The 21,111-nt window shown below is 44.5% G+C and carries 19 protein-coding genes; 7 read left to right on the forward strand and 12 right to left on the reverse strand.

Annotated features, from left to right (window positions below):
• The 3 genes from A1D16_RS14510 to A1D16_RS14520 form a co-directional block, all read right to left on the reverse strand.
• On the reverse strand, nucleotides 1–666 hold a 666-nt coding region (locus A1D16_RS14510), incomplete at its 3' end, for a DUF1501 domain-containing protein (RefSeq protein WP_290710750.1).
• 19 nt (nucleotides 667–685) lie between these two features.
• A complete protein-coding gene (locus tag A1D16_RS14515) occupies nucleotides 686–3,031 on the reverse strand; it encodes a DUF1549 domain-containing protein (RefSeq protein ID WP_290710752.1) in 2,346 nt (781 codons plus the stop codon).
• Between the two features lie 139 nt (nucleotides 3,032–3,170).
• Nucleotides 3,171–4,070, reverse strand: coding sequence for a sugar phosphate nucleotidyltransferase (locus A1D16_RS14520; protein WP_290710754.1), 900 nt, complete (start codon nucleotides 4,068–4,070; stop codon nucleotides 3,171–3,173).
• 40 nt (nucleotides 4,071–4,110) lie between these two features.
• On the opposite strand from A1D16_RS14520, the gene A1D16_RS14525 reads away from it, so the two are divergent.
• Together A1D16_RS14525 and A1D16_RS14530 are read left to right on the forward strand one after the other, a co-directional pair.
• Nucleotides 4,111–5,010 (forward strand): pyridoxal-phosphate dependent enzyme, encoded by a 900-nt coding sequence (locus A1D16_RS14525; protein ID WP_290710756.1) that lies wholly within the window; start codon nucleotides 4,111–4,113, stop codon nucleotides 5,008–5,010.
• A 40-nt stretch (nucleotides 5,011–5,050) separates the two neighbouring features.
• On the forward strand, nucleotides 5,051–5,950 hold the full coding sequence (locus A1D16_RS14530; protein ID WP_290710758.1) for a hypothetical protein: 900 nt from the start codon (nucleotides 5,051–5,053) through the stop codon (nucleotides 5,948–5,950).
• Here A1D16_RS14530 and lipB read toward each other — a convergent pair.
• Complete coding sequence (gene lipB / locus A1D16_RS14535; RefSeq protein ID WP_290710760.1) at nucleotides 5,934–6,629, reverse strand: lipoyl(octanoyl) transferase LipB; 696 nt, start codon at nucleotides 6,627–6,629, stop codon at nucleotides 5,934–5,936. The two genes, A1D16_RS14530 and lipB, sit on opposite strands and share 17 nt — an antisense overlap.
• Nucleotides 6,630–6,687: 58 nt before the next feature.
• On the opposite strand from lipB, the gene A1D16_RS14540 reads away from it, so the two are divergent.
• Nucleotides 6,688–7,764, forward strand: coding sequence for an RluA family pseudouridine synthase (locus tag A1D16_RS14540; RefSeq protein ID WP_290710762.1), 1,077 nt, complete (start codon nucleotides 6,688–6,690; stop codon nucleotides 7,762–7,764).
• Here the strand turns inward: A1D16_RS14540 and A1D16_RS14545 are convergent.
• From A1D16_RS14545 to A1D16_RS14565, 5 genes are read right to left on the reverse strand one after another with little or no spacing between them, the layout of a single operon-like run.
• Complete coding sequence (locus A1D16_RS14545; protein ID WP_290710764.1) at nucleotides 7,744–8,652, reverse strand: hypothetical protein; 909 nt, start codon at nucleotides 8,650–8,652, stop codon at nucleotides 7,744–7,746. The two genes, A1D16_RS14540 and A1D16_RS14545, sit on opposite strands and share 21 nt — an antisense overlap.
• A 46-nt stretch (nucleotides 8,653–8,698) precedes the next feature.
• Nucleotides 8,699–9,277 carry a peptide deformylase gene (gene def, locus A1D16_RS14550; protein WP_290710766.1) on the reverse strand — a complete coding sequence of 193 codons (579 nt, stop codon included), beginning with the start codon at nucleotides 9,275–9,277 and terminating at the stop codon, nucleotides 8,699–8,701.
• 26 nt (nucleotides 9,278–9,303) lie between these two features.
• A complete protein-coding gene (gene ruvX, locus A1D16_RS14555; RefSeq protein WP_290710768.1) occupies nucleotides 9,304–9,717 on the reverse strand; it encodes a Holliday junction resolvase RuvX in 414 nt (137 codons plus the stop codon).
• Nucleotides 9,718–9,735: 18 nt separating this feature from the next.
• Nucleotides 9,736–10,623 (reverse strand): UbiA-like polyprenyltransferase, encoded by an 888-nt coding sequence (locus tag A1D16_RS14560; RefSeq protein ID WP_290710771.1) that lies wholly within the window; start codon nucleotides 10,621–10,623, stop codon nucleotides 9,736–9,738.
• Nucleotides 10,624–10,629: 6 nt separating this feature from the next.
• Nucleotides 10,630–11,157 (reverse strand): RNA methyltransferase, encoded by a 528-nt coding sequence (locus A1D16_RS14565; protein WP_290710772.1) that lies wholly within the window; start codon nucleotides 11,155–11,157, stop codon nucleotides 10,630–10,632.
• Nucleotides 11,158–11,248: 91 nt separating this feature from the next.
• On the opposite strand from A1D16_RS14565, the gene mutS reads away from it, so the two are divergent.
• Complete coding sequence (mutS, locus tag A1D16_RS14570; RefSeq protein WP_290710774.1) at nucleotides 11,249–13,876, forward strand: DNA mismatch repair protein MutS; 2,628 nt, start codon at nucleotides 11,249–11,251, stop codon at nucleotides 13,874–13,876.
• Nucleotides 13,877–13,893: 17 nt separating this feature from the next.
• Complete coding sequence (locus A1D16_RS14575) at nucleotides 13,894–14,928, forward strand: glycerophosphodiester phosphodiesterase family protein (protein ID WP_290710776.1); 1,035 nt, start codon at nucleotides 13,894–13,896, stop codon at nucleotides 14,926–14,928.
• On the opposite strand, the gene A1D16_RS14580 is transcribed toward A1D16_RS14575, so the two are convergent.
• The 3 genes from A1D16_RS14580 to A1D16_RS14590 form a co-directional block, all read right to left on the reverse strand.
• Nucleotides 14,900–16,027 carry a cysteine desulfurase family protein gene (locus A1D16_RS14580; protein ID WP_290710778.1) on the reverse strand — a complete coding sequence of 376 codons (1,128 nt, stop codon included), beginning with the start codon at nucleotides 16,025–16,027 and terminating at the stop codon, nucleotides 14,900–14,902. The two genes, A1D16_RS14575 and A1D16_RS14580, sit on opposite strands and share 29 nt — an antisense overlap.
• Before the next feature lie 83 nt (nucleotides 16,028–16,110).
• The gene (gene glmM, locus A1D16_RS14585; RefSeq protein WP_290710779.1) at nucleotides 16,111–17,493 is read right to left on the reverse strand and encodes a phosphoglucosamine mutase; all 1,383 of its coding nucleotides are present in this window, start codon (nucleotides 17,491–17,493) and stop codon (nucleotides 16,111–16,113) included.
• A gap of 150 nt (nucleotides 17,494–17,643) precedes the next feature.
• Nucleotides 17,644–19,635 carry a sulfatase-like hydrolase/transferase gene (locus A1D16_RS14590; protein ID WP_290710780.1) on the reverse strand — a complete coding sequence of 664 codons (1,992 nt, stop codon included), beginning with the start codon at nucleotides 19,633–19,635 and terminating at the stop codon, nucleotides 17,644–17,646.
• 80 nt (nucleotides 19,636–19,715) lie between these two features.
• Between A1D16_RS14590 and A1D16_RS14595 the strand changes: the two genes are divergently transcribed.
• Complete coding sequence (locus A1D16_RS14595) at nucleotides 19,716–20,303, forward strand: phosphatase PAP2 family protein (RefSeq protein WP_290710782.1); 588 nt, start codon at nucleotides 19,716–19,718, stop codon at nucleotides 20,301–20,303.
• A 10-nt stretch (nucleotides 20,304–20,313) separates the two neighbouring features.
• Nucleotides 20,314–21,111: hemolysin family protein (locus A1D16_RS14600; protein ID WP_290710784.1), on the forward strand; the 798-nt coding region annotated here is incomplete at its 3' end.

Here is a 21,111-nt window from a genome sequence, read left to right on the forward strand (position 1 = left end):
TTTTTCAAATCGGCTGGCGTCCATACCTACGGGAGGCCGCACTGCATCCAGGCCGGCGGAAGGATCCGGTATCATAAACGGACCAAATTCATTTCCCAGGAAACCTGCCGTATGAAACGCCTTCAGTTCTTCTGCTTCACCTACGCTGAAACGCTGGCCAATATCAATAAATGCAGGAATAACCGGGTTTTTGGGTCCCAGTAAATGCGCAATCCAGGCCCCGATATGCGGTGCTGCTACGGTTTGAGGTGGTTCGTAACAGGTATGCCAGTGGTACTGGTGCCGGGCATGCAGGATATGTCCCATATCTGCCGCGGTATAAGACCGGATTAAGGTGCCCCGGTTCATTACTTTTCCGATAGATTCGAGGCCTTCAGAAAAGGAAACCCCGTCCAATACCGTAGGTACGGCAGGAAACGTACTGAGTACGCGGTTGGCACTCATGCCCTTTTCAAAGGCGGTATAGGTTTTGGGATCAAAGGTTTCGGTATGCGCCATGCCACCTGCCATCCATAACAGGATAACCGTATCTGCAGAAGCCTGGTTAGCTGCACTAGTTTTGCAGCCGGCCAGGAAATTAGTAAGCGGCGCACCGGCGGCCAGTGCTGCCAGGGTTGCCCCTGAACTATTTTTCAAAAACTCCCTGCGATTCCATTTTTTATTCATAACAGGTATGCATAACTGTTTAATAAATTAATTGAAATTCCGGATGCATGGCCATTACCCAAAGAAAGTCCTGGATGGCGGAAGCTGCCGGTTTGCTACCAAGGGTATTTTTCGCCAGCCCAAGTTCGGCGGATGTCGGATTTCTGCCGAGTGTCCTTCGATAAATTTCAGGTACAAACTCATCGGTGCTTTTTCCCTTCCATTTTTCCGCTGCTTTCTTAACCGCCTCATGAAAAAGACTGCCGTTTGTTAATTCCAATGCCTGAATAAGATTCGCCTGTGAACTTCGGCTAGTTGTAACCGTTTCTCTTGCCGGACGTCCCAGGGCTATCAGAAAAGGATCGTTTTTGACCAGTGATGCCCGGGCAAATGGCATATTCCAGCGTACAGAGTCGGGTAATAAGTGAGCCACTATTACAGAATCGGGGTAAATAGGCTCAAATACCTGTGCAATAGCATCCGCAAATTGTTCCGCTGTCATGCGTTTACGGATCATTCCTGTAAACCGGAAATCCTTTGCCATTAATAATTCCGGTTCTTTTACCGTAACGGTAGGAAGCTGATAAGCCTGCGAACTCAACAGGGTAAACAGCAGTTTTTTAATATCGTATCCGGATTGTACAAAATCATAAGCAAGCCAATCCAGCAGATCCTGGTTCCAGGGTTCATTGTCCATAGCATCAACAGGTTCTACCAGCCCCCTGCCAAATAACTGGGCCCATATCCGGTTAACCAATGTCCTGTACAGCCTTCCATCGGCCGGTTGAACTAATTTATCTGCCAATTGCTCCAACCGTTTTTCTTTTGGCAGGTTTTTGTCAATAGCGCCCAATTGTGGATACAGTATCCGGCTATCGGCCCATTTGCCGGTAGGCTGATCACAGCGGGCAATCTGGAGTATACTGTCTGAAAACAGGTTGGCAAAGGCATAGGAATCTTCCAGTTTCCAATCGCTGATAAAACTATCGTGGCAGCTTGCACATTTAAGATTTAAACCAAGGAATACCTGCGAAACATTTTGCGCGGCCTGCATTTCTGTACTCTGGCTGGAATTTATGGTTCCTCTCCATTGAATTCCTTTTATAAATCCTTTGGACGTATTGTCCGGACTAATTAATTCCTTTACAAATTCGTTATAAGGTTTATTGGTGTATAAAGCACTATACAACCATTTGGTGATATCGTACCTGCCACCGGTTATATACCCCGTGCCGGTATAGTCGTTACGCAAAAGATCGTTCCAAAAACTTAACCAATGTTGGCTATAGGCATGTTTGTTTTCCAGCAGGGAATGAACCAGTTGCTGCCTTTTGTCCGGCTGCTTATTTTGAACAAATGCTTCAATAGAGTCTGGCTGGGGCAGCAAGCCCACCAGGTCCATGTATACTCTTTTTATATACAATCGGTCCTCTACCGGGCTCGGCCAGGAGAATTTGTTTTTCTTAAAGTAAGCAGTCAGAATTCGGTCCACAGGATTTGTATAAATCCCTTCTGCGGGAGGTAAGACAGGTAACCTGGGCGCCAGATCAGCCACGCGGTACAGACTTTTAACAGGTCCGTCGGGCCAGGGAGCGCCTTTATCAATCCAGAACTCGAGCAGTTTAATTTCATCGTCCGAAAGTCCTTTTCCTTTGCCGGGCATTGCTTCCTTGTGCGATCTGGGTAATTTTATACGGCGTATAAGTTCAGAGCCGGCTGCGTTTCCGGCAATCAGTACAGGACCATTTTCACCACCTTCGAAAACATATTCTTTTTTGTCAAGCCGTAAAGCGCCTTTTACTTTGGCGGCTCCATGACAGCTGTAACAATGATGCGCAAGAATACTCCTAACCTGGAAGTTTAAGTCCTGTATGGTCGATTCGTTCAGGGGCTCTTTCAGTGCAGCAAAATTTACCATACCGCCGGAACCTGCTGTTTCTTCTATTGTATTTCCGGGTAATACACTGGTCAGATAGTCTTCTCCGTGAGTAAGCGCTGCACCGAAATGACCCGCCACTAGTACACTGATCAGGGAACTGATCAGAAAAACCCTACCCATGCCTGTCCGGGAGGAATAATAAAACCAGGTAGCTGCAAAAGCCAATAACAGGGTAGCTATTCCTACCCATTGATGAACTGGCAGTATAGAGCTACCATACGATTCTGAATTGATCAGCAAAAAACCAGCGATTACAGAAAAGATTGAACTGATAGAAGCTGCCAACAATACCAGCCGAACGGCTTTTAGCAAAGAGCGGTCTCTTTTTTTCCAACTGATGAGGTCCAGCAAAAAGGCCATTGCTATTAACCCGATCGGGAAATGAACAAACATCGGATGTAACCTGCCTAAAAAGGACCATAACCAAAAGACTGTTTCCTCTTTCATTTCAAAGCAATCAATTAATTAGGAAACTTAATAAGGGAAAACCAATCAACTGTCCTGCTCTGTCCTAGTGATTGATTTTCCCTTAAAGATAAAATTTCCTCCTGATTGCCCCGAAAGTAATGTACCGCTGAAGGCCGGTTTATTTCCAGAGATTATCAGGGTATTCCCCTGCTGCAACAAGTGCATCTAAACTGGCTTGTACACTTGGGGCGTCTTCTTTATAAGTTACTCCAAACCAGTTGGAGCTTGTTTGAATGACAGGTATAACCCCTTTACCAGTTTTAATAAAATCATCGGCCACAATGGGGATAAAAAATTCAGCCTTGGGTTCAGTATAATGTTGCTTTACAAAATCATCAAACATTTGCTGGCTGATGTCAAAAACAGATGGATGAAAACACCAAAAATTCATTGAAACGCTGGAATCCAAGGGAAGTTCAACCGGTTCTTGCATATCGTCGCAGACAATTTTGCCATCTTTCCTGGAAATATTCAGTCGTTCGGCGATGGATTCCAGGTTACCGGCCTTATCGACCCGACATACCCCCCGGTTTACGGTTCCATGTTCACTAAGGGTTTTTAAGAGTTCATAACCGATGATGGCATGTTTGGAAGGACTGCAATCCGTGGTCAGAAAATCGTATGCTTTAACAAATGCATCCTGTCCGTAAAAATCATCCGCATTGATAACTGCAAAGGGTTCTTTCACCGCTGTTTTTGCGCAAAGCACCGCATGCGCTGTACCCCAGGGCTTGGTTCTGCCTTCCGGAACCGCCACGCCGGGAAGAAATGCATCCAGGCTCTGGAACACATAATCTACCTCTACCTTTCCATCCAGTTTAGATCCAAACACTTCTTTAAAATCAGCTTCAAATTCTTTACGGATAATGAAAACAACTTTTCCAAAGCCGGCGCGGATTGCATCAAAAATGGAATATTCCATAATTGTTTCTCCGCTAGGTCCAAATGACTGAATCTGCTTTAAACTTCCGTAGCGGGAGGCCATTCCTGCTGCCAGGATTACTAAGGTTGGTTTCATTCTTCTATTTTTGTTTCGGGCACGAATATAAAACATCAGAATGACTTTATCCATTGATACCGACCTCATTACAATTGACAAAATCCGCTTGTTTCCAGAGCAATCGATTGATACCGATATGCTTCGGCTTGATAAAATCCATTCCCAAATCAGTGGAAATAAGTGGTTTAAGCTTCGCTATTACCTCGAAATGGCAGTGCAGACAAAAAAAACCGGGCTGGTAACACTGGGTGGCCCCTGGTCCAATCATTTATTAGCTGTTGCCGCTGCTGCGAAGATAAGCGGACTGCAAAGCATTGGTATTATACGGGGAGAAGAGCCGGCTCATCACAGTGATACCCTGCGGGAACTCGGAAAGCTCGGAATGAACCTGCAGTTTATCAGCAGAACGGCCTATAAAGACCGTCAATTGCTCCTGGAAAGGCTGGAACAGGAATACCCCGGTTTCCTGGTGGTAGATGAGGGCGGACGGGGAGAGCCAGGTATAAAGGGCGCAGCAGATATATTGCAATTTGTTCCTGCACTGGAGCAATACACGCATATACTTTGCGCAGTTGGTACCGGAACCATGTTAAGCGGCCTCGGATTGGCTTCGCTCCCCCACCAGCAGCTTATCGGCATCAGCAGTCTGAAAGGGGAAGAGCAGACCGCGCCGGGTATTCTACATAAATTTCCTTCATTAAAGGGGCGCATACAGGTCCTTAACAACTTTCATTTTGGTGGGTATGGACGACATACACCAGCTTTGCTATATTTTATGAATCGGTTTTTTGAGGCCACCCATGTGCCGACCGATTTCGTGTATACCGGCAAGTTGTGTTATGCCTGGATGGACTTATGTGCAAACCGTTATTTTGCGGCCGATTCAAGGATATTACTCATACATAGTGGTGGCCTCCAGGGAAACCGTTCTATTTCTCCGGATAAATTGGTGTTTTAATTATTATGGAAAGCTTTTTTACTGCCTTATATTTGTTGCGATGATGAATCAAAACCGCTTTATTTTCCGGCTTTGCCCGATCCTGGTTTATTTATTCCTTTCTTTTGCCGGAAAAGCGCAGGACACCCTGCCTTCTTTTTCGGCAGAGATAAAAGGAAAAAATAAAATCCTGATCAGTTGGACAAATCCTTATGGAACCAAAATCAGGCAGTTAAGTATTCAACGTTCGAAAGACAGTGCGCGCTTATTCAAAACCATCATCAGCATCCCCGACCCTACTGTTCTTAAAAATGGTTTTGTAGATCAGAACCTGCCCGATACTAATTTTTATTACAGGATCTATATCATGCTGGACGGTGGAGAATACAGTTTCAGTGAAGCAAAAAAACCTAAAACTGTGCCGCCAGCACCCAAAGTTCAGCCAGTCGTTGACCCACCTAAAGCACCCGTTGAAAAAGCACCGATTAAAAAGCCCGTACCCCGACCGGTAGAAAAACCAATCATCCCTCAACCAGAACCGGAAAAATACCTGGTTATAAAAAAAGATGAAATGGTCGTGGGAGAAATCAATGAGCGTTTTATTCAACGATTCAGAGACTCTATCAGCATGCAGACAAAAGATACCATTACTATGTCTCACCGTGATACCATTGTAATCAAACCCTTTCGTCCCAAAGAAGTATATGGTACGTCAAAATATGTTTTCATTGACAAAGCAGGACTGATACATGTGGAACTGCCCTGGTATGCAAGAAGAAAATACCTGGTTAAATTTTTTGAGCAGGACCTGACCCCACTTTTTGAAATAAAGGAAGTGAAAGATGCCAGTTTATTACTAGATAAAGCCAATTTTATGCAGGCCGGCTGGTATTATTTTGAGATCTACGAGGATGGAAAATTACTGGAAAAGAACCGCGTTTTCATTAACCGCGATTTTTAAATTCTTCCAGCTCAAATACATCCAGGAACTCTTTCAACAGGAGTTGTTTTACCTCCTGCATATCAACTTTTCGCTGCAGCTCCGATTCTAGTGAAGTAACAGATTTCTGGCGGATTCCGCAGGGAATTATATGGTCAAAATAATGCAGGTCTGTATTTACATTAAAGGCAAATCCATGCATGGTTATCCACCTGCTGCACCGAACCCCCATTGCACATATTTTCCGCTCCTTTCCGGGCAGGGTCGGATCCAGCCACACTCCGGTTTCGCCGGGTGATCGTTCACCTTTCAAGCCGTAAAAGGCCATGGTACGTATAATTACTTCTTCAAGATTCCGCAGGTATTTACCGATATCGGTATAAATTTTCTCCAGGTCCAGCACCGGGTAACCTACCACCTGGCCGGGTCCATGAAAGGTAATATCGCCCCCACGGTTGGTTTTAAAAAATTCAATACCCATTTTTTCCCTGGTTTCATCATCCACCAGCACATGTTCCAGTAACCCGCTTTTACCCAGGGTATAAACAGGTGCATGTTCTACCAGTAACAAATGATGCCTGGTTTCCTCGGCCCTGCCGCCTGCTTTTTTCGCCAGGTTCCACTGCAACAGGTTTTCCTGTAATTCCCAGGCCGGTTGATAATTCATTTGTCCCAAATCTTGCACGTGCACGGTTTGCATGGGGCAAATTTACGAACGACTGCCCGGGGAATTGTATTTTTGCAAAAATTTGATAGAAATGGCATTGGATCAGCTGGATGGCGAACTGGAAGACCAGGAAGAGAGTTCGGAAGAACTCTATGAACAGCACAGTTTCAAGATTGATGGAGGGCAGGAACCTTTGCGGATCGATAAGTTCCTGGTTGCCCGGATAGAATATGCCACCCGCAATAAAGTTCAGAAGGCAATTGATGCAGGCAGGGTATTGGTTAATGGAAAAACAACACAGTCGAATTATAAAATCAAACCTGCGGATGAGATTATCGTGTATTCGCATTATGAAAAAAGAGGAGAACGAATTGAGCCACAGCCGCTGCCACTTCAGATCGAGTATGAAGATGCTGATCTGTTAATTATAAATAAACCAGCCGGCCTGGTGGTTCATCCGGGTTCCGGCAACCCCGATGGCACCCTGGTAAATGGCGTAGCCTGGTATCTTCAACAACAAAACCCGGAAATATCGGAAGAAACCCTTCCCAGATTCGGCCTGGTACACCGGATCGATAAAAACACCAGTGGGCTGATGGTTATGGCTAAAACCGACCAGGCCGTAACATCATTGGCTAAGCAGTTTTTTAACCATACGGTTTACCGCAGATATATTGCCCTGGTATGGGGAGACCCCGCCGAAGATGAAGGAACCATTATTGCCCATATTGGCCGTCATAAACGGTTCAGGAAATTATACGATGCCTATCCCGAAGGAGAGTACGGCAAGGATGCTATTACCCATTATACGGTATTGGAAAGATTCGGTTATGTAGCACTGATAGAATGCCGGCTCGAAACCGGGCGTACCCACCAGATCAGGGTACATATGCAACATATAGGGCACCCCCTTTTTAACGATGACTTTTATGGTGGCGACCGGATTGTAAAAGGAACGGTTTACACCAAATACAAACAATTTATAGAGAATTGTTTCGCTATTTGTCCAAGGCATGCATTGCATGCAAAAAGCCTTGGTTTTTTGCATCCTACCAGTGGACAACAAATGCGTTTTGATTCGGAACTGCCGGCGGATATGGACCAGTTAATTGAAAAGTGGAGAAGGTATGTGAAAGCGAAGGGAGATCTAATTGTGGAATCCAAATAAAGAGGCAGTAAATATACCCCGTTCTCTTTTTTTAAAAGCTACTTTCCAATTACCAGTGTAGCGAATTAAAGAGGGCACCAGTAATGCTCCAAAATTGCTCATTTCTACCTGCATCTGTACATCAAAATCGTATACCCCTGCCCTGTAGCTAAGGTCGTATCGCCGGGCCATAATGCGCATATCCGCAGGATTAAACCAGGTTTCCACTTTGTTAATTACAATATCATTTTGTTGGGAGGAAGAAAGATCGGGCAACGCAGCTATCCGGAAAACATAACAGTTCTCGCCTTTATAAGTTTCCATATCCAGTACAAATTCGTACAAGGCCGACATGGGTGCTTCATAAATATTGATTTTGTCACCAATAAAAGGGATGCCGGGAATCTTTCTGCCGGGATTAAAAAACAACATTTTCAGTTGTTCTTTGTGCTTTTCGAGTCCCCTTTTATTTTTCAGATTTAACTCCGCCTGCGAAACGGAATTATTTTCTCCGCAGACCCTACCGGTCGTAAAGAAAAGTCCCGCATACATTTCCATGGTAGTATAATTCCAATCGCCTTTTTTGTCTTTCAGATCACCGCTTATTTTTTCCTCCCGGGTAATCATTTCACGGCAGCCGTTTATATACTGCTGTTCAGTTTTGCTTTCCAGGGAGGCGCTGACATTCCCTTTTTTATCTAACATTCGCACATCGTTCAGCGAGGAATAACCAAGCTCATGCAGGTTTTTAAAAGCCCGGTAAAAGCTAGTGTCCAGTTGAATTCGTTTAATGAAAGACGGCACATCCATATTGGAAAGCACCACCACTTCTTTCAGGGTAATAATTTTGTCTTCTACCCGGATGGTGGAATCCTGGGCATGTACCGCCGAAACCGGAACTATTGCCATCCAAAAAAGGTATATAAAAACCGATCGCATGAATACAGGAACCACTTTATTTAGGAAATAGCATGCGGTAGTCCACCCTGATCTTACCTTTGGATATATCGTCCAATTTTCGCTTCAACAGGGTTCGTTTCAGGGGTTTGATATGGTCAATAAACAATTTACCTTCTATATGATCATATTCGTGCAAGATAACCCGGGCTGTAATGCCGGTAAAGGTTTTTTCCTGCGGCTCAAAGGCATCGTTTAGGTAGGTTAATGTAACCGTTTGTTTTCTGGAAACATCTTCTCTTACTTTCGGAATACTCAGGCAACCTTCATTATACAACCATTCCTGCCCATCCAGCTGCTTAATTTTTGCATTGATAAAAACTTCCCGGATTCCTTCATCACCCGGATAGTCTTCCTTCTCCTCGTCTTCCAGGTTGTTAATGATCTGCAGGCTATCCACAACAAATAACCGGATAGAACGATTGATTTGAGGTGCGGCAAGGCCTACTCCATTACTATTGTACATGGTTTCCCACATATCAGCAAGCAGTTGTTCCAACCCGGGGTAGGAACTATCTATTTCTTTAGCAGGTTCTCTCAAAACCGGATGACCGTAGGCCACAATTGGTAAAATCATGATTCTTAGAAGCTTAGCAGGCAAAGTTACATAATCCGGCCCAACCATTCCTGTAATATGATGGTGGCAGCAATTTCATCCACAAGGGCTTTGTTTTGCCGGGCTTTTTTCTTCAGACCGGATTGCAGCAGGGTTTGTTTGGCCATGACGGAGGTATAGCGCTCATCTACTTTTTCGATCGGAAGCTGTGGGAAGTTTTTTTGTATTTCTTTAACAGCTGCTGCTACTAAGGGAGTGGCATGAGTATCTGAATCGTCCCAGTTTTTAGGTTCCCCGATAATAATACGCTCTACTTCTTCCTGCGCCAGGTATTTTTTCAGAAAAGGGATCAGTTCGGCCGATGGAATGGTTGTGAGCCCGGTTGCAATTATCTGAAAGGGGTCGGTAACGGCAATTCCGGTTCTTTTCCCACCATAATCGATGGCCATGATTCTAGGCATGTAATGGATTTAATTCTATTATCGAACCAATAGATCTGTTATAACAAAAAGAGCAAAAACCACGCTGGCAATTCCATTGGTTGTCATGAACGCCAGGTTTACCCGGGTTAAATCATTGGGTTTTACGATCGAATGCTGGTATACAAGCATACTGGCAAATACCAAAACACCCGCCCAATACCACCAACCAAAATGCCCCTGGATGCCAGCCAACACTACGCTGGTAGCACTCAAAAGATGCAATAATTCAGAAATCCACAGGGCTTTTTGCTTACCCACTGCTGCAGGAATGGAATGCAATTGTTGGGAGCGATCAAACTCTTCATCCTGCAGGGCATAAATAATATCAAAACCACTTACCCAAAAAATTACAGCCAATGAAAACAGCACAGGCAGCCAGTCGAACCTACCGGTTACTGCCAGGTATGCACCGATGGGTGCAAGTGATAAACCAAGTCCCAATACCAGGTGACAAAGCGCTGTAAAGCGTTTGGTAAAACTATATCCTAGTACCACTAAGAGGGCAACAGGCGAAAGATAAAAACAAAGCGGATTTATAAAATATGCAGCAAGAATAAAAAGAAGGGCATTGGCAATGGTAAACCAGAGCGCTTTATCGGCGCTGATGATTCCGGCAGGTATTTCACGGATAGCTGTCCTCGGGTTCCTGGCATCAAACTGACGATCGAGGTAACGGTTAAATGCCATAGCAGCTGACCGGGCAAATACCATACAAAGTATAACCAGTAAAAATTTCAATAAAACAGCACGATAATCCTGGGTAAGCAGTCCAAAATAACCGGTAGACCCGGTAGCTGCCAGGAAAAAGCCAATCATGGCAAAGGGCATGGCGAAAATAGTGTGACTGAATTTAATGAGGCTCAGGTAGTTTTTTATCGTAGACATGCTTGATCAGATTTTTTGACGGACAAGTTCCCATAATACAATGCCCGCTGCTATAGATATGTTTAAGGAATGTTTCATACCAAACTGTGGAATTTCAATGCAGCCTGCACAAAGCGGCAAAACGGCAGCATCCACCCCACTTACCTCATTCCCAAAAACCAGCGCCATCTTTTCGTCGGGGTCTGTACTTAATTGGTTTAGCGGGTAACTACCGGTAACCTGTTCCACGGCATACACTCCATACCCTGCTTCCCGGAGCGTTTCCACGGCTTCCAGTGTGGTTGAAAAATAGGTCCATTTTACCGACTCCGTGGCACCCAGCGCCGTTTTATGAATATCGCGATGAGGGGGCTGAGGGGTGTACCCGCAGAGGTAAATGGCTTCGATCAGGAAGGCATCAGCGGTGCGAAATACGCTTCCCACATTATGCATACTTCTAATATTATCCAATACTACAACAATGGGTATTTTATCAGATTGCCTGAATTCGTCCACTGATTTCCTGCCTAGCTCCTCCATGCTCAGTTTTCGCATGGTGCAAATATACAACTATTGATACCCAACTTTTCCCCACCCTACCGGCAGCCGGGTGGGTTTGCTGATGAAGACATTATATTTGCTGGCTATGTCGAAATCCAGTGCAGATACTCCGCTGATGCAACAGCATAAAGCGATTAAACAACGTTATCCGGACGCCGTATTGTTGTTCCGCGTGGGTGATTTTTATGAAACCTTTGGCCAGGATGCCATCATTGCCTCCCAGGTATTAGGAATAACCCTGACCAAACGAAATAATGGGGCAGCGTCCTCTTCTGAATTGGCAGGATTTCCGCACCATGCATTGGACACCTACCTGCACAAGCTGGTAAAAGCCGGTTACCGGGTAGCTATTTGCGATCAGCTGGAAGACCCCAAGCAGGCCAAGGGCATCGTTAAAAGAGGGGTAACAGAAATGGTAACCCCGGGAACAACTACCAACGAAAAATTGCTGGAACATCATTCCAATAACTTTTTAGGGGCAGTTTTTTTTGCTGAGGAGGAGCGGTACGGCATAGCTTTTTTGGATATTTCTACCGGGGAGTTCTTTCTTGCCCAGGGAGACCGGGAATATGCCGATAAATTACTACAGAGTTTCCAACCTGCCGAAGTACTTTTTCAGCGTAACCAGCAAAAAAACTTCAAAGAATATTTCGGGTCAAAGTTTTATACCTATACACTGGATGAATGGATATTCCAGGATGTATACGCCCAGGAAACCCTATTAAAACATTTCCAAACCCATTCTCTCAAAGGATTTGGCGTGGAAGAATTATCGCTGGGCCTGGTAGCGGCCGGCGCCATCCTGCATTATCTCCGAGACACAGAACACCCCAACCTCCAGCACATTGCTTCCATGCAGCGCATAGACCGGGAAGATTTTCTGTGGATGGATCGCTTTACCATACGCAACCTGGAACTACTGGGCGGACCAAACAGCGATGCACATTCGTTATTGAAAGTACTGGATCAGACGGTATCTCCTATGGGAGCCCGGTTATTGAAACGATGGATGGTTTTTCCACTGAAGGATTTAACCAAAATCAATGAGCGACTCGACCTGGTAGAATATTTTATAACACAGGTAGAAGAAAGGAATAAAATCAGCCATCATATTCGGCTATGCGGAGACGTTGAACGACTGGTGAGTAAAATACCCTTAAAAAAGATCGGTCCCCGTGAATTAATCCACCTTGCAAAAGGCTTGCAGCAGGTAAAGGAAATTCAGGCTAGTACAGCTACCTCTCCCAATGAATATCTTCGTCGTTTATCCAATGCCCTGAATCCCTGTACCTATATAGCGGAAAAAATATTGAACGAGATCATGGAAAACCCTGCTCCTACCACTGCCAAAGGCAACTATATTGCGGCAGGAGTAAGTGCCGAACTGGACGATCTTCGGGCGATAGCCAGTAAGGGTAAGGAATACCTGGTTCAGTTGCAACAGGAAGAAGCCGGTAAAACGGGCATCCCATCCCTTAAAATCGGGTTCAACAATGTGTTTGGCTATTATTTGGAGGTAACCAATACGCATAAAAACAAAGTACCAGAAACCTGGACCCGCAAACAAACCCTCACCAATGCAGAACGATACATTACACCGGAATTAAAGGAATATGAAGAAAAGATTACCGGGGCAGAAGACCGGATCCTATCCCTGGAACTGAGTTTGTTTGAATCGATCTTAAATGAATTGCAGGACTTTCTTTCTCCCATTCAAACCAATGGAAATATTCTTGCCATTATTGATTGCCTGCTTTGTTTTTCAGCCAATGCTGTACAGTTCGGCTACAAGAAACCGGTAGTTACAGAACAGGAAGACCTGCTCATTGAAGCAGGCAGGCACCCGGTAATTGAACGCTACCTGAATCCTGGTGATCAATATGTAGCCAATGATCTTATTCTTAATAAAACAGACCAGCAGATTATTATACTAACCGGACCGAACATGTCGGGTAAAAGTGCCCTGTTAAGGCAGGTGGCTATTATAACTCTGATGGCGCATATGGGAAGTTTTGTACCGGCCAACCTGGCGAAACTTCCGCTAACGGATAAAATTTTTACGCGGGTAGGCGCTTCCGATAACCTGAGCGGGGGCGAATCTACTTTTATGGTGGAAATGAATGAAACGGCCAGTATTCTGAATAACGTTACGCACCGCAGCCTTATCCTGCTGGATGAAATTGGCCGGGGTACGTCTACTTATGACGGCATATCTATTGCCTGGAGTATGGTAGAGCACCTGCACCAGATTGCGCAACAGCCGCTAACCCTTTTTGCTACGCATTACCATGAATTGAATGAGTTGGAGAACAACCTGGGCCGGGTGCGGAATTTCCATATCACTAACAAAGAAGTGGGCAATAAAATTATTTTTCTTCGAAAACTGGCACCCGGAGGCAGTACCCATAGTTTTGGTATTCATGTAGCAAGAATGGCCGGCATGCCCGCCTCCTTAATAAACCGGGCCAATGAAATTCTTGAACAACTGGAAACACAATCCATTCAAACCATCGACAGCGGTGAGCCTGCTGTACCTGCGCTCACAGAAAAAGTGAAAGAGATCGGTGGCCCCAAAATGCAACTATCTATTTTTGACGTACACACACAAACCTTTGACAGCATCCGCAAAACGCTGGATGGATTGGATATAAACCGGTTAACGCCCGTGGAAGCGCTGTTAAAACTCCAGGAAATCAAAAATATGATTCGCTGATTGATTAACTTGGCAGCATGAAAATCAGATTGGTATTATTGGCTGCTATATTATGCTCTATGTTTGCCACTGCTCAAACCGGGTTATCCGGGTTATCGAATTATATTTATAACGGTAAGGCCGTAATCGGTGAGTTAGTGAATGGCTCGTACGAAAAAGTACAGGTACACACTGCCCGCGATTTATTCAGCTGGAAAAACAACCTGTTGCAGCTAACCACCAAAGGCCAGCAGGAAATCCAACGCAGGAAGGAATTAAGCGTAACGCTGAAATTTGTACGAAACGGGAAAAATGAACAAAAGCAATTCCGTATTCTTAACGACGCTTTTCACAGGAACCCGGTAATTGCGCATAGGGGTGCCTGGAAACGGCTTGCTACCGCTGAAAATTCACTGGCTTCTTTGGCTGAAGCCATACGGCTGAATTGTGCAGGAACTGAATTCGATGTTCATTTCACAAAAGACGATAGCCTTGTGATTAATCATGATGCCGATTTCAAGGGTAAAGCAATTGAGGAACACACATTTGCGGCCTTGGCGAACGAACGGTTGGCCAATGGGGAAAGCTTACCCACATTACGCGCTTATTTAGAAGCCGGTATGCAGCAATATGGAACAAGGCTGATTGTAGAAATCAAACCAACCGACAAAGGCCCGGAAAGAGCTGCGTTGCGTGCCCGTAAAACAGTAGAACTGATCCATAACCTGGGTGCCCAGGCCTGGGTAAACTATATCAGCTTTGATTATGAAATCCTGTTAGAGGTAAAAAAAATGGACCCTGCAGCCAAGGTCCAATATTTATCCGGAACCAAATCGCCGGATGAACTTATCCGGGATGGTATTACCGGGCTGGATTATCATTATTCGGTATTCGAAAACCATGAAGACTGGATAGCCATGGCAAAAAAAAACCAACAGGTATTAAACGTATGGACGGTGAATGATGAAAAAAAAATCAGGTATTTTTTATTGCATCAATTTCCAATGATAACGACGAATGAACCTGAACTACTGTTTGAACTGTTTAAAGCATCCCCTTCAGTTTCCCAATAACCAAATCGATCTCCTCTCGGGTATTATGTTTACAAAATGAAAAACGCACCGCTACCTTATTAGGATCCTGTTTAAACGCCCTGATTACATGAGACCCGAGATCAGCCCCGCTGGTACAGGCACTTCCACCTGAAGCGCAGATGCCGTTGATATCGAGGTTAAAGAGCAACATTTCTGATTTTTCCGTCTTAGGAAATGCAATATTCAGAACAGTATACAGGCTTTTACCAAAACAGTCGCCATTTATGGAAGTACCTGGAATGGATGAGATCAGTTTTTCCGCCATGTATTTTTTTAACTCATGAATATAGGCGCTGTCTTTTTCATAGTTGTCCATGGCCAGTTGCAGCGCTTTAGCAAATCCTACAATACCATATAGGTTTTCGGTACCTGCGCGCATATTTCGCTCCTGGGAGCCACCATGGAGGAATGGCTGGATCTGTACATTTTCATTCACATATAAAATCCCCACTCCTTTAGGACCATGAAATTTATGGCCGGCACCCGTTATAAAATGTACCGGTGTATTCCGGAGATCAAAAGGATAATGACCAACCGTTTGAACAGTATCGGAATGAAAAATAGCGTTGTATTCTTTGCAGAGTTCTCCTACCCGGTGAATGTCTGTAAGATTGCCGATTTCATTATTAGCATGCATCAGGCTTACCAGCGATTTACCGCTATGCCCGGCCAAAAGTCTTTTAAGGTCTTCGTAATTAACATGACCAGAGGAGTCAACAGTTACCCAGCTAACCGGAATACCGCGTGATTTCTGCAAAAACTCCACCGTGTGCAAGGTAGCATGATGTTCCAACGGTGAACTGATAATATGGGTACAGCCAAGATCCTGGACGGCAGCCAGGATAGCTGTATTGCTGCTTTCAGTTCCTCCGGAAGTAAAGAATATCTCGGCCGGGTGGGCCCCCAGCAGGCGGGCTACCTGTTTACGGGCAGTTTCAATCGCTAACCTGCTTTCCCTGCCGTACGAATAAATCGAAGAAGGATTTCCAAATTTATCGGTGAGATAAGGCATCATCGCTTCCAGCACCAGCGGATCCAGCGCAGTGGTGGCAGCATTGTCTAAATAAATTCGTTGCACGTGTATGTTTTAGCTAAAAAAAGCTCGCCTGTTAGGGCGAGCCGCAAATTTCGAAAATTATTCTGATATAGCCTTCCTAAAGCTTACTGGATAAATTCCTTAATATCCTGCATAAGCCGTAGTGCAATATTATTAGCGGTTGTTTCAAAATTGCTTTCTGCATAAATGCGGATAATGGGCTCGGTGTTTGATGTGCGTAAATGAACCCAATCTGATTCAAATTCAATTTTCAATCCATCTTCCGTATTAATGGGCTGTTTCTTGTATTTCTTTTCGATCTTTTCGAAAATATTTTTAACATTTACCCCTTTTTCCAATTCAATTTTATTCTTGGAAATAAAATAATCGGGGTATTTCGTACGGAAGGATTTAATGCCGTTTTTATGTTGTGCAAGCGCACTTAAAAACAATCCCACACCAATAAGGGCGTCTCTGCCGTAATGAAAATCAGGCACAATAATTCCACCGTTGCCTTCACCCCCGATAACCGCACCCACTTCCTTCATTTTTTTAACCACATTTACTTCTCCTACTGCAGAGGGATAATAGATACCCCCGTGCTGCAGGGTGATTTCTTTCAATGCCTTGGTAGAAGACATATTTGAAACCGTATTTCCTTTACGATGCGATAATACATAGTCGGCAACGGCAACTAGCGTAAATTCCTCGCCGAACATACTGCCGTCTTCACAAACAAAACAAAGCCTGTCCACATCCGGATCTACCGCAATACCCAGGGAAGCGCCTTGTTTTTTTACTTCGGCGCTTAACCCTACCAGGTTTTCCGGTAAAGGTTCGGGATTGTGTGCGAAACGTCCATTCACTTCTTCATTCAGTACGATTACCTCTTCAACGCCTAACGCTTTTAACAGCTGAGGAATAGCAAAAGCACCGCTGGAATTAACGGCATCCACCACAACTTTAAATTGTTTTTTGGCAATAGCTTCCTTATTAACCAGTGGGTAATCTACCACTGCCTGTACATGTTGCTGAAGATAACTGGTGTTGGCCGTTATACTGCCTAATTTATCTACGGAAGCAAACTGAAAACTTTCCTTAGCGGCAAGTTCCAGTACCAATGCCCCTGTTTCTGCAGAAATAAATTCGCCTGCAGCGTTTAACAACTTCAAAGCATTCCATTCTTTGGGATTGTGACTGGCTGTTAAAATAATACCACCATCCGCTTTTTCCCAAACAACGGCCATTTCAACGGTTGGAGTTGTACTCAAACCCAGGTCCACTACCTGAATTCCTAATCCCACCAGTGTTTGTGAAACAAGCTGACTTACCATTTCACCGGAAATCCGGCCATCGCGTCCGATAACTACTTTGGGTGATTTTTGTTTTTCCAGTAGAACACTGCCATAAGCTGCAGCAAATCGAACAATATCAATGGGTGTCAGATTTTCAACAGGGTGCCCGCCGATTGTTCCCCTAATGCCGGATATACTTTTTATCAATGCCACAGTTCAAAGGTTTAAGGCCTCAAAAATAAGCGATTCTGCCTAGTCGTGAGCAGCCTGATTATTGAAGATTTTTCAAAATTTATGCTCTTGCTCTAAGATTTTATAAAAAAAATCAAATGTTTGATGGAGCTGGTTTAATAAACCAGTTTTCTATTTTTTGTTATTCAACAGCAGGTAGCGGGCAGTTTCAAAATAGGCTTTGGACCACCATTCATACCATTCCGCGGAAGGTTTTTCCGTGGTGGTCGGCTGGCTTGCAAAATCGGCCCATTCCAGTGAACTGATGGTGCCCTGTAAGGACCGGGAATAATAATATTGCTGGTAAAGAATGCCCCTGTTTTTATTATTTACGTCCAGGATAAATGCCCGGCTGGCAGCCGTATCGCCCGTAAAATGCATTTTTACCAGGTCTCTCCCCAAACTGGTATTCCGATAGGGAATATTGGCAATGCCGGCAATGGTCGGCAACACATCCAACTGGGAAGCAATGTCATGAATTCTTTTTACGGGTATTTTACCGGGTGCATAAAAGAGCAGGGGTACATGATTGGAGGATAGGGAGTTTTTCGTCCAGGATGCCGGGAACAGCGGACCTGCATTACCAGCAATTCCATGATCCCCTACAAAAACAAAAAGGGTATTCGGGAAATAATCCGAGGTTTTTGCTTTTTCGATAAATGTTTTAAAACAGTAGTCGGTATAGCGGAAAGCGTTTAGCTCCTCGTTCGACTCAAACCCGTACTTTCTCAATGTATCTAAGGGAAACTCCATTATTCCCAGGGCTTCGCGGTCTTCCAGCGGAATGGTATAGGGGCGATGATTATCGGCGGTTTGTATAATTGCAAAAAAAGGATGCTTTTTCTTTTGCAATACCTTATCTGCTTCCAGAAAAAGGTGTTTATCGCTGATTCCCCAAACATCTATTCGCGGAACAGTGTAATCATCTTCTTCATAAATCGACAGGCCGGTTATGTTGTTGTTGAGGATACCCCGAATATTTGCCCAACTTGTACTTCCCCCAATAAAATAATATTTTTTATGGGCGTTAAAATCATTTATGATCGTATGCTGATCCACCATTAAGGGGTTTCTGCTGGCAGTTTTTACCAGTTCTACATCCGGGATGCCAGTAATGGTTGCCCATACTCCCCGGGCGGTGGCAATGGTAGGGGTAAAACAATTGTCAAAGAACAGGCCTTCCCTGGTAAGCTGGTTAAAATAAGGCGTTGTATTTAACGGACTGCCCCACATGGAACTTTTATACCCGCTAAAACTTTCACAGATCACCAGTACAATATTGGGCGTAGCAGCCCCGGACCAATTAGCGATTGAATCGGGCTGAACTTGCCGCCGAAAATTCAATTTTACACTATCCTTGTCGGAAACGCCCAGCCAGTCGGCCATTTTGCTGTAGCTGGCTCGTACGGTTTTCAGATCATACGAAGAGGTCCTGAAGCTGAACGAACTAAAAAAGGACTGAACGGGATTTAATGCAATATTGGCTTTAAAATCGGAGCCCAGGTTAAATGCATCGCTCCAGCGGAGCGGATATTGACCGATCCTGCCAAAAATTCCAATACCGGCAAGCAGTACAAATACAATAGGAAATAGCCAGGAGCCTGGTTTAACCGGTCGGTAATTTTCAACCCGGCTCCATTTAAAGATCCTTTTGAGGCTTAGCACCATCAGCCAGGTAAGCAGCACAACAGCCAGTAGTAACCGGATCACCGGATAAGTTTGCCAAACCATGCTGGCCGAAATTCCGGCATCCTGCAGAAAAGCCAGGGCACTTGCATTTAAACGCTGATTCAGGTACCTGAAATGCAGAAAATCAATTATATAAAAAACTATCAATGCCAGGAATACCAGGCCTAGAAACCAGGTCCATATTTTTTGAGCCCGGATGCTTTTAAATGGGTTTAGCACCGGTATACTACCCAATGCAAACAGCAATAGACCCAGTAGTGCAACAATTCTGAAATCGTATCGGAAGCCCAGCCAAAAAGTTGGTAAGGCAGGGCTGTTTTCTGCGCCGGGTACGGCAAATACCATCCAGGCTAAGCCCCTGGCCAACCCCATGGTAAGCAGCAGAAATACACTTAACAAAATGATCCAACGAAGTATCGGGGAAATCCGCAACATGCGCGCGAATTTCGTAATAATTTAAACATCCCGGCTTTATTATTGCTAACTACTTATTTTTGTGTAAGTTGTAAACAAATATGGAACTTTTAAACCGGCTTATTGAATTGGACAAAAAGTTGTTTGTTCAGATTAATGGCCATTGGCATCATCCTTTCCTGGATTTTATATTCCAGCATATCCGTGAAACCTATTTCTGGATACCTCTCTATCTTTTTTTCATGGTACTGACGATTCAGAACCTCGGAAAAAAAGGCTGGTGGTGGATACTTTTTGCCATCTGTACCATAGCAATTACGGACCAGGTAAGCAGTAATCTGATTAAAAACAATATACTCCGGTTACGTCCCTGCCGTGATCCGGAAATGATCGACCAGGTTCGTTTTTTTGTGCGTTATTGCCCGGGCAGCAGCAGCTTTACCTCCTCTCATGCCACCAATCACTTTGGCTTTGCCAGTTTTGTAGCCGGCTCCCTGCGCCCCCTGCTTGGCTCCTGGGTAAACCTGCTTTTTGTATTTGCCGCCTTCGTTGCTTTTGCACAGGTATATGTAGGTGTTCATTATCCCCTGGATGTACTTGCGGGTGCCCTCATAGGTTCCCTGCTTGGATTTGGAATGAGTAGTATCTTCAATAAAAATATTGGTTTGCCGAAACCGGCAGCATACTGAACTTCAACACATGATTGAGATCTTTATAATACTTGGATTAATCTTATTAAACGGTATTTTTTCGATGGCGGAAATTGCCCTGGTTTCGGCCAGGAAAGCAAGGCTTGAGTCTCAGGCCCAAAAAGGCGATTTAAGGGCCAAGGAAGCATTGGCACTTGCCAACCACCCCGATACTTTTTTATCTACTGTTCAAATAGGCATTACACTTATCGGCATTTTAACGGGTATATTTTCCGGCGAAACCTTAACCTCGGATACGGCAACGTTTTTACGGCAGTTTCCACCAATCAGCCAGTATGCCAACGGAATTGCTACCGCTATCGTAGTTATTATCCTTACCTATTTCAGCATGGTACTGGGCGAATTATTACCCAAACGGATTGGCCTATCGAACCCGGAAAAAATTGCAAAACTGGTAGCGGGGCCGATGCGGTTAATCAGTATGATCACCCATCCCTTTATCTGGTTGCTCAGCAAATCCACCAATTTATTAAGCAGGCTGCTTGGCGTAAAACCCAATGATTCACAGGTAACAGAAGAAGAAATCAAGGCCATAATCAGTGAGGGAACAGAACAAGGCACCATTGATGAAGCAGAACAGGAAATAATTGAGCGGGTTTTTCACCTCGGTGACCGTACCATCACTTCTCTTATGACCCACCGAAGTGACATTATCTGGTTTGATATCAACGATAACGAACAATCTATCAAAGAAAAAATCATCAAAGAACCACATTCTATTTACCCGATATGTGACGAAGATATTGACAATATAAAGGGAGTAGTATCAATAAAGGATCTCTATATC

The organism is Flavihumibacter sp. CACIAM 22H1, assembly GCF_001601815.1.
GTDB lineage: Bacteria > Bacteroidota > Bacteroidia > Chitinophagales > Chitinophagaceae > Flavihumibacter.